Source organism: Streptomyces sp. W16 (assembly GCF_033194735.1).
Taxonomy (GTDB): Bacteria; Actinomycetota; Actinomycetes; order Streptomycetales; family Streptomycetaceae; genus Streptomyces.
The window spans coordinates 1-8,759 of sequence record NZ_JAWOAI010000431.1 but is presented as its reverse complement, the minus strand read 5'-3'; the positions used below and the strand labels follow the sequence as shown (position 1 = coordinate 8,759).

6 protein-coding genes and 1 pseudogene are annotated in these 8,759 nt (G+C 68.6%); 1 reads left to right on the top strand and 6 read right to left on the bottom strand.

Annotation, left to right across the window (positions count from 1 at the left end):
• From R6V09_RS39060 to R6V09_RS39045, 4 genes and pseudogenes are all read right to left on the bottom strand, one after another.
• Positions 1-858, bottom strand: an 858-nt coding sequence (locus tag R6V09_RS39060) for a uroporphyrinogen-III synthase (protein WP_317886225.1), incomplete at its 3' end; no start/stop codon positions are given.
• A gap of 127 nt (positions 859-985) precedes the next feature.
• Positions 986-2,341 (bottom strand): nitrate/nitrite transporter, encoded by a 1,356-nt coding sequence (locus R6V09_RS39055; protein ID WP_317886224.1) that lies wholly within the window; start codon positions 2,339-2,341, stop codon positions 986-988.
• 149 nt (positions 2,342-2,490) lie between these two features.
• Entirely contained in the window at positions 2,491-3,720 is a 1,230-nt protein-coding gene (locus R6V09_RS39050) for an outer membrane protein assembly factor BamB family protein (RefSeq protein ID WP_317886223.1), read from the bottom strand.
• A gap of 310 nt (positions 3,721-4,030) precedes the next feature.
• A pseudogene (locus R6V09_RS39045) lies at positions 4,031-4,364 on the bottom strand (NUDIX hydrolase); the annotation flags it as partial.
• Between the two features lie 38 nt (positions 4,365-4,402).
• Between R6V09_RS39045 and R6V09_RS39040 the strand changes: the two are divergent.
• The gene (locus R6V09_RS39040; protein ID WP_317886222.1) at positions 4,403-4,555 is read left to right on the top strand and encodes a hypothetical protein; all 153 of its coding nucleotides are present in this window, start codon (positions 4,403-4,405) and stop codon (positions 4,553-4,555) included.
• 578 nt (positions 4,556-5,133) lie between these two features.
• Here the strand turns inward: R6V09_RS39040 and R6V09_RS39035 are convergent.
• Together R6V09_RS39035 and R6V09_RS39030 are read right to left on the bottom strand one after the other, a co-directional pair.
• Positions 5,134-6,420, bottom strand: a complete 1,287-nt coding sequence (locus R6V09_RS39035; protein WP_317886221.1) for an acyltransferase family protein — start codon at positions 6,418-6,420, stop codon at positions 5,134-5,136.
• Positions 6,417-8,546, bottom strand: coding sequence for a glycosyltransferase (locus R6V09_RS39030; protein WP_317886220.1), 2,130 nt, complete (start codon positions 8,544-8,546; stop codon positions 6,417-6,419). Before R6V09_RS39030 ends, R6V09_RS39035 begins: the two co-directional genes overlap by 4 nt.
• Positions 8,547-8,759 lie beyond the last annotated feature (213 nt).

The following is an 8,759-nucleotide window of genomic DNA, read 5'->3' as shown; positions in this document are numbered from 1 at the left end:
GGGCAGGGTGCGGGCGCGGGCGGGGAGTTCCTGGCAGAGCAGCTGGACGAGCGGGCCGAGGCGGAAGCGCTCGGGCTGGACCGTGGTGACGCCGTGGTTCTGGAGCGGGAGCGCGGTGACGGGGCCGACGCAGGCCGGGAGGACGTCGTGGTGCAGGGCGGCGAGGAGTTCGGGCAGCAGGCCGCGGGTCTCGGCGCGGGAGAGGAGCGACGCGGCGGCCGGGGCGCTGGTGAAGGTCAGCGCGTCCAGGCCGCGGGAGACCGCCGCGTCCAGCATCCGGTCCACCGGGGCGATGTCCTCGGGCGGCATCCACCGGTACACGGGGACCACCACGACGTCCGCTCCCCCGGCCCGCAACGACTCCACGAACCCGGGCAGCGGTTCACCGTGCAGCTGTACGGCGACCCGGCGGCCGTCGACGCCCTCCTCCAGGAGCCGGTCGAGCACCTCGGCCATGGACTCGGACGAGGGGGACCACTCCTCGGTGAGACCGGCGGCCCGTACCGCCCCTTTGACCTTGGGCCCGCGGGCGAGCAGTTCCACCCCGCGCAGCCGGTCGAGGAGGGCTTCGCCGAGCCCCCATCCGTCTGCGGCCTCGACCCACCCCCGGAACCCGATCGCGGTCGTGGCCACCACCACATCGGGTGCCTGGTCGATCAACTCCTTGGTGGCGGCGAGCAGTTCGCTGTCGTCGGCGAGGGGCACGATGCGCAGCGCGGGCGCGTGCACGACCACCGCACCGCGCCGCTGGAGCAGGACCCCCAGCTCGTCGGCGCGGCGCGCGGCGGTGACGCCCACGGTGAACCCGGAGAGGGGCCCGTGCGGGGCGCTCTCCGGTCGCTGCGGTTGCTCGTGCATGGCTCTCGTCCCGAACGTAGTCGTACATGCGGTGGTACAGGGGATGGTGCGGCGGTACCTACATGCCGAACGAGCCTGTCAACGGTGCGTGACAGGCTCGGTTCGACTTCATGTCGACGGTGTTACGTCACACCTCGGCATAGCTGAGCTGCGACTTCGCCTCCGATGCGGAAGCCTTGGCCTGCGCCTGGGCGGTCGGGCGGCGAAGGTATACGGCCCAGGTGACGACGAAGCAGAGGCCGTAGAAGGCGAGGAAGGCGACGAACGCGCCGGTGCCGGAGCCGTAGGAGAGGAACGACTGCCGGAAGGCGAGGTTGATACCGACCCCGCCGAGCGCGCCGACGGCCCCGATGAGCCCCATGGACGCCCCGGAGAGCCGACGCCCGTAGGCAGCCGCCTCGTCTCCCTCAAGCCCCTTCGCGAGGGCCTTGGTCTGGAAGATGCCGGGGATCATCTTGTACGTCGACCCGTTGCCGAGCCCGCTGAGCACGAACAGGACGATGAACACGGTGACGAACAGCGGCAGCGACTTCTGCATGCTGGCGACGACCAGGATCGCGGTGGCGGCGGCCATGCCGACGAAGTTCCACAGGGTGATCTTCGCGCCGCCGTAGCGGTCGGCGAGCCAGCCGCCGACCGGGCGGATCAGCGAGCCGAGCAGCGGGCCGATGAAGGTGAGGTACGCGGCCTGCAGCGGCGTACGGCCGAACTGGACCTGAAGCACCTGGCCGAACGCGAACGCGTATCCGATGAACGACCCGAACGTGCCGATGTACAGGAACGCCATGATCCAGGTGTGCCAGTCCCGCGCGGCGTCCTTGGCGGCGCCGGTGTCGTTCTTCACGGAGGTGAGGTTGTCCATGAAGAGGGCGGCGAGGACGGCGGCGACGAGGATGAGCGGGATGTAGATGCCGAGCAGCACGCGCGGCCCGCCACTGGCCCCGATGATCGCGAGGGCGATGAGCTGGATGACGGGGACGCCGATGTTGCCGCCACCGGCGTTCAGCCCAAGTGCCCATCCCTTCTTCCGCAGCGGGAAGAAGGCGTTGATGTTGGTCATGGAGGAGGCGAAGTTGCCGCCGCCGATACCGGCCAGCAGGCCGATCCACAGGAAGGTGTCGAAGGAGGTCCCCGGCTTCATCACCACGAAGGCGGCGATGGTGGGGATGAGGAGGAGGCTCGCCGAGACGATGGTCCAGTTCCGCCCGCCGAATATGGCGACCGCGAAGGTGTACGGCACCCGGACGACCGCGCCGACGAGCGTGACCATCGAGGTCAGCAGGAACTTGTCGGCCGGGGTCAGCCCGTACTCCGGGCCCATGAAGAGCACCAGCACGGACCACAGGGTCCAGATCGAGAAGCCGATGTGCTCGGAGAGCACGGAGAAGACGAGGTTGCGGCGGGCGACCTTCTCACCGGTCTCCCGCCAGAAGGTCTCGTCCTCCGGATCCCAGTGCTCGATCCACTTGCCAGTGGCTGTCATGACGCCTCCACGGTGCACTACGGGGTAACGAGCGGTGATGCATCCCGAAGGTAGGGAGGGCGGGTTTCCACGCTGTGGCTGTGAGTGACCGGAAGGGAACGTTGCTCTCACCGGCGGAGAGTGGGCGCGGTGAGGTCGCGCCGAGGTCTTCAGGGCAGCAGGCGCCGGCCGGTCTCCACGTCGGCGCAGTACAGGCGGGTCTCCTTGTCGTTGCGGCTCCGGGCCCTGAACAGGACACGGTCGCCGTCGAGCGGCACCGGCCGGAAGTCCGGCCGGATGGTGTCCGACACCCACAGCACGCGGCCGTCACGGAGCATGCCCACCCCGTCCCGGCCCGAGGCGAGCACATACCCGGGCCCGGCGGTGAGGTGCAGCGGATCCCGTAGGACCCGCTCGTATCTGCCCCGCATCGTCAACCGCCGCAGACCACGCCGTCGGCCGACCTCGACGGCGTACACCCGGCCACTCCAGTTGAGGGCGTACACCCAATCGCCGACGCAGGCCACTTCTCTGAGGGTGCCGTGCCGCAGACGCCCCAGCTTCCAACTCCCCAGCGCCCGGGCCCGGTCCAGACCCCCGTACGCGAACAGCTGGATCCTGCGGTCGCAGGACCGGGCGAACAACACGCGCCCGCCGTCGACGAGTTCGGGGTGTCTCCAGAAGTGCTTCAGGGCCTTCTCGGGGAACCGGGTCCCGGTGAGTTCCGCACCGGTGTCCGAGGCTCGTACGACGAGGCTCTTGGGCTCGTAGTACCCGCCGCGCCAACAGAGGAAGACGGCCGCGTCCTCGACGCCTCCGGCCCGGGTGAGCAGCGTCCCGTCCCCTCCGTTCCAGATCTCGTCGCCGCTACGGCCGTGCAGTGCCCGGAAGCGATCGGCGCCCAGAATCACCAGCTCCCCTCGCACCAGGAGCCCCTTGATCCCCTCGAACTCGTGCTCCCACAAGGTCTCGCCGGTGAGCGCGTCGACGCCGGCGACCGATCCGCGCTCCTCGGACGCGCCGCTCCACACGACGAAGGCCGAGTCGCCGACGGCGACAACGCGATGCAGGGCACTCTCGCGGCGGGTCCAGCGCGCCTTGCCGGTGGCCGCGTCCAGCGCGATGAGCACACCGCGCCCCATCTCCTGCAGTACGGGAACGACGGCCACGGCACCGGCGACGGCCACATACGGCGGCCACACCTCCGCGACCTCGCCACTGCACCAGCGCACCCGCCCACTGCCGGCATCGAGAGCGGCGATGCGCTCGCCCGGCACGGACACGTACACCGTGCCGCCCACCACGACCGGCTCCCCCACCCCGGCGCCCACTGCCCGCAGCGTCCACAACCGCCGCTCCGGGTCCGCCGTGACGCTCAACGGCACTCTGTCGTCGGCCACTTGTCCCCCCTGGGTCGGTGGCGATCGTGCGGGTCAGTATGCGATATCGGGTGCTGCGGTCGGCGCGGTCGGCGCGAGGACCCCCGGGGCTCTCGGTGTCAGGGGGTGGGGTGAAAAAAGTATGACACTCTGCGCGAAAGTGTCACACTTCTTCAACGGCCCCCCACCCCGGGAAGTGGAGCCCGCGTCCACTGTCGGCATCGAGCGAGGCAGGCGGCAGCCGCTCGCCGGGCCACTTGCGAAAGTCCGTTCTGGAGACTCTCGGTCGGTGCGGGTCGGGGTGATTGTGCTGGGTTACTACTCCTTCCGGCTACTGGGTGGCGGGCATGTTTCCGTGGCGCCAGTCGTCCACGCGCTTTCGGATGCTGGGGAGCATCGGGAGCGCTTCGACCTCTCCGGACTGGAACCAGCGGACGTCGGTGGATTCCTCGGACACCGCCAGTTGCCCGGCCACGGGGCGGGCCAAGGAAGCAGACGGAGAACTCTTGCCTGACCTCGCCGTCGTCGTAGGCGAAGACATGGCGGGGGTTGGTGTAGGTGCCGACGATGCCGATGATCTTGACGTCGAACCCGGTCTCTTCACGGGTCTCGCGGATGGCACACTCCGGCAGTGACTCGCCGATGTTCATGGCGCCACGGGGCATCGTGGCCCACGCTGTGCGTCAGCAGAGGCGTGACGATCATGTCGTCGTCGAAGCGGAACACGGACAGGTACGCGTGCCCGTCGCTGAACCTCGCGTCGATGCCCGGCTGCTTCCTGATCTTCTCCAGTTCGGCGAGTCACGCGGATGCGGGTGGACAGGGTGAGCGCAACGTCCTCGTCCTGTTCACGTGATCGCGTGAGGTCACTGTCGGGGTCACCGAGCAGAAAGCTCACCCGGCACCCTTGGGCGGCCTTGCGTCGTAACGCGGTACCGAAGCGGGCCTGTTCGAGCCAGAGGAAGTAGTTGGTGTAGCCCGCGAAGGTCAACTCTCGCTCGGCCTTGGTGATCAGAGACCGTCACAGGGAGGCTGGGACGCCTGACCGGTAGGGATAAACAGACACGACCTCACGGTCCGGACCGACCTTGATCGCCTTCTTTGCTGCTGCTGGCCACAACACCGCCTCGTCCTCCCCGAGCGCTTCACAGACAGCCCATCTTTGGCGGGCACGAGGAACCCGCCCCGTTTCGGTGACCCACCGGCCGACCGTTGCGACAGACATCGGGGCTCAAGATCCATCAACTCGCTGCAGCAAAAACAGATGAGGACACGAAGCTTCCGGCTCACTTGGCTGCAGGACCACACCCCGTTCCTTCCGCCGCTCCCCCGTCACCACCTACTTGAGGTCGGAGAGATCAATGCAGCATGGACGACCTCAACAGAACGATCGGAAGCAGAGGACAGACCGTCCAGGGCGTCCCTGCGGCCATCTCACCCCTTCCCCCGATTCCTGCCCCGCTTCTTACCACCGTCCGGCCACAACCTCGGCCCCCGCTTCGCCGCGATGTCCTCGATCCACCCGAACGCCAGAATCGCCACCGCGATCAACGGCCAGATCAGCAGGAACATCAGGAACGTGTCCGCCTTGTCGAGCAGGGCTGTCGCGCTGTCGCTCTCCATGAACGGCAGGTTGTACAGCTGGTCGATGATCGGGACCGTGGCCATGATGAGGAGGTTGTGCCACAGGTAAATCGTGACGGCGCGGTTGTTGGAGAGGGTCACCAGCTTGTCCCAGCGGGCCAGGCGGCCCGGCAACTCCTGCCAGGACGGGGCGTATTGGAGCAGGATCACCACGATCCCGAAGGACCACGTCGCCTGGGCCAGTGGGATGTCGTTCAAGTCCCAGCCGTCCGGGCCCAGATGACCCGACGCCCACCACAGACCGAAGCCCATGATCACGGTCGCGCCGGACACCGCGAGGTACCGCGGGACCTGTTTCAACACCCCCTCGTGGTGCGCGAAGCCCAGTACCCAACAGCCGCCGTACACCGCGAAGTCGGACACCGCGTTGCCCGTCTCGCCGGGGATGGTCACCAGGCCTGTGCCGACAACTGCCGTCAGCGCCAAGGGTGCCAGCAGAGTTGCCCAGGGGACCCTCCTGAACGCCCACAGCAACAACGGCGACGCGATCACGAACCACAGATACGCCCGCAGGTACCACAACGGTCCCGCCGCCTGGTCCGCCCATGTGCTCTCCAACAGGCCCGATTCGGAGCCCAGATGCTCGGGGTACGGCGGGGCGCCGAACGGCACGAGGTAGTCGAACAGCTTCGCCGCGCCCCACCAAGTGCCGCCCAGGTCAGGGTCCTTGAGCGGGTTCCAGCCCATCGCGAACATCAGCACCAGGACCACCGCGCTGAACGCCCAGAGCGGGGGCAGCAGTCGCCGTAGCCGACCCCTGATCACACCCAGCGCAGGACGGTTCAGCGAGCGGGCCATCAGCGAACCCGCCAGTGCGAACATCACGCCCATGGAAGGGAACAGGACCGACAGCCACGCCCAGCCGAAGAGGTGGTACACGACCACCCGGACCAACGCGATCGAGCGGAGGAGGTCGAGGTAGCGGTCCCGGCCGCCGCCCTTCGCCTTCTTCGGCTCCGGCGTCAACTCCGGTTCCTGCTGCCGCTGTTGGGGAATCGGGGGAATCCCGTACGCCGGTGTCGACTCGGGGTCGGACCCCGGCCCCTGGTTCGTCCCCGTCGTGTATCCGTGCGTCATGCCACAGTCCTCCGATCGTCACTGCCACTGCGGCTGCGCTGGGTCGGTACCGGACCGCCGGGCGCCTCCACGACCCCCGTGCGCCGCAGCTTCTGCCAGCGCAGGCGGCCCCCGGTGAGCGCGGTGATCCAGGACTGGAGCAGTACGACGTACATGAGTTGGCGGTAGAGGATCTGCTGGAGCGGCAGCGAGACGAGGTGGGTCATGCGTTCGCGGTCCAGGCGGAACGCGTATGCCGCGCAGACCGCCTGGATGGCGAGGACGCCCAGCCAGGCCAGGAACGTCTTCTCCGTCGGGCCGAACACCAGGCCGTAGAGCAGGAACACGTCGATCAGCGGGGCCAGGATCGGGGCGACGACCATGAAGAGGGCCACCAGCGGGAGGCCGACCCTGCCGAAGCGGCCGGACGGGCCGCGGTCCAGCAGGGCGCCCCGGTGTTTCCAGATCGCCTGCATCGTGCCGTAGGACCAGCGGTAGCGCTGGGACCAGAGTTGCTGGACCGTTTCCGGCGCCTCGGTCCATGCTCGGGCCTTCTCGGCGTACACCACCCGCCAACCGTCCCTGTGCATCGCCATCGTGATGTCGGTGTCCTCGGCGAGGGTGTCGTCGCTCATGCCGCCGACCCGCTCCAGCGCGCTTCTCCTGAAGGCCCCCACGGCGCCCGGGATCGTCGGCATGCAGCGCAGGATGTCGTACATCCGGCGGTCGAGGTTGAAGCCCATCACGTACTCGATGTGCTGCCAGGCGCCGATCATCGAATCCCGGTTGCCCACCTTCGCGTTGCCCGCCACCGCGCCCACGCGCGGGTCGCCGAAGGGCTGGACCAACTCCCGTACGGTGGCCGGTTCGAAGACCGTGTCGCCGTCCATCATCACGATGAGGTCGTGACTGGCGTTCGCCAGGCCGCGGTTGAGGGCGGCCGGCTTGCCCGCGTTGTGCTGGCGTACGACCCGGACGTTCGGGAGGGCCATCGCCTCGACGATTCTCGCCGTGCCGTCCGCCGAGCCGTCGTCGACGACGATCACCTCGACGGGGTGTTCGCTCGCCATGAGGGAACGGACCGTGTTCTCAATGCACTTGGCCTCGTTGTACGCCGGGACGAGGACCGTGACCGGTTCGGTGACCGGTGGACCCCAGGTGAAGCCCTTGCGGCGCACCCGGCGGGCGTGGATCACGGAGAGCAGGAGCATCAGCGCGAAGCGGGCGATGACGAGCGAGCCGGTGATCGCCAGGCCCACCACCAGGACGTCCATGATGCTGTCCGAGGCCTGGACCAGGAATATCCACGCCTTGCCCTTCCACAGGTTCACGCCGGTCACCGGGGTGAGCGCGCTGCGGGCGCCGAGCGCCTGGGTGAGGTTGTCGAACGTGTAGCCCTTGGCCTGCATCTCCGGCAGGAACTTGTCCAGCGCCTCGACCGTCTGGTGGCGGTCGCCGCCCGAGTCGTGCATCAGGACGATCGCGCCCTTGCCGCCGCGCGGGGTGGCGTTGCTGATGATCTTCGCGACGCCGGGCTTCTGCCAGTCCTCGCTGTCCGTGTTGTTGACGGCGGTGAGGTAGCCGCGGGTGCCGATGTACTCGGTCACCGGCCAGGACAGGTTGTCCATCGCGTCGGCGGAGGACGAGTACGGCGGCCGGAACAGCGACGTACGGATGCCGGCCGCGCCGGTGATCGCGAGCTGGGTCTGGGACAGCTCCCAGTCGATGCGCTTCTTGGACTGGAAGGAGAGGTCGGGGTGGCTGAAGGTGTGCACGCCGACCTCGTTGCCCTCGTCCACGATGCGTTTGACCAGGTCGGGGTAGCGCGAGGTCATGGTGCCGGTGACGAAGAAGACGGCGTGCGCGTGGTGCTTCTTGAGCACGTCCAGGACCTTGGGCGTCCAGGTCGGGTCGGGGCCGTCGTCGAAGGTCAGGACGATGTCGTGGTCCGGCACGTCCAGGCTGGTCGTACGGCCGCTGCGGGTGTCGATGACCGGGCCGCCGTCGAGGATCTTGTCCGGCACCTTGTCGGTCGCGGCCTCGGGGCGGATGCGGTGGTCGGCGAGGATCTCGCTGTGCACATAGCCGCGCAGCATCAGCATCGCCAGCAGCGCGACGAGGAGCAGCATCGGCAGCAGGAACCGCATGGAGAGACGGCGGCGCCGGGGACCGCGCGGGGCTCGGGACCCAACTCCACCCGGCGCAGCCGGAGTTGCGCCGTGACGGCCGCCCGGGGCCGGGTTCGTGACCTTGGGCCGGCGGTTGTGCGATGCCATCAGACGATGCGCTCCGGGGTCTTGGACGGTGCCGGTGCCGGTTCGGAAGGCGCGGCGGGCCCCTGTGCCACGGGCGACGGGCTG

Bases quoted from the DNA above. Each gene is read 5' to 3' on its own strand.
- R6V09_RS39055 (WP_317886224.1), bottom strand. From the start codon at position 2,341: ATGACAGCCACTGGCAAGTGGATCGAGCACTGGGATCCGGAGGACGAG.
- R6V09_RS39040 (WP_317886222.1), top strand. From the start codon at position 4,403: ATGTCGTCGTCGAAGCGGAACACGGACAGGTACGCGTGCCCGTCGCTG.
- R6V09_RS39035 (WP_317886221.1), bottom strand. From the start codon at position 6,420: ATGACGCACGGATACACGACGGGGACGAACCAGGGGCCGGGGTCCGAC.
- R6V09_RS39030 (WP_317886220.1), bottom strand. From the start codon at position 8,546: ATGCGGTTCCTGCTGCCGATGCTGCTCCTCGTCGCGCTGCTGGCGATG.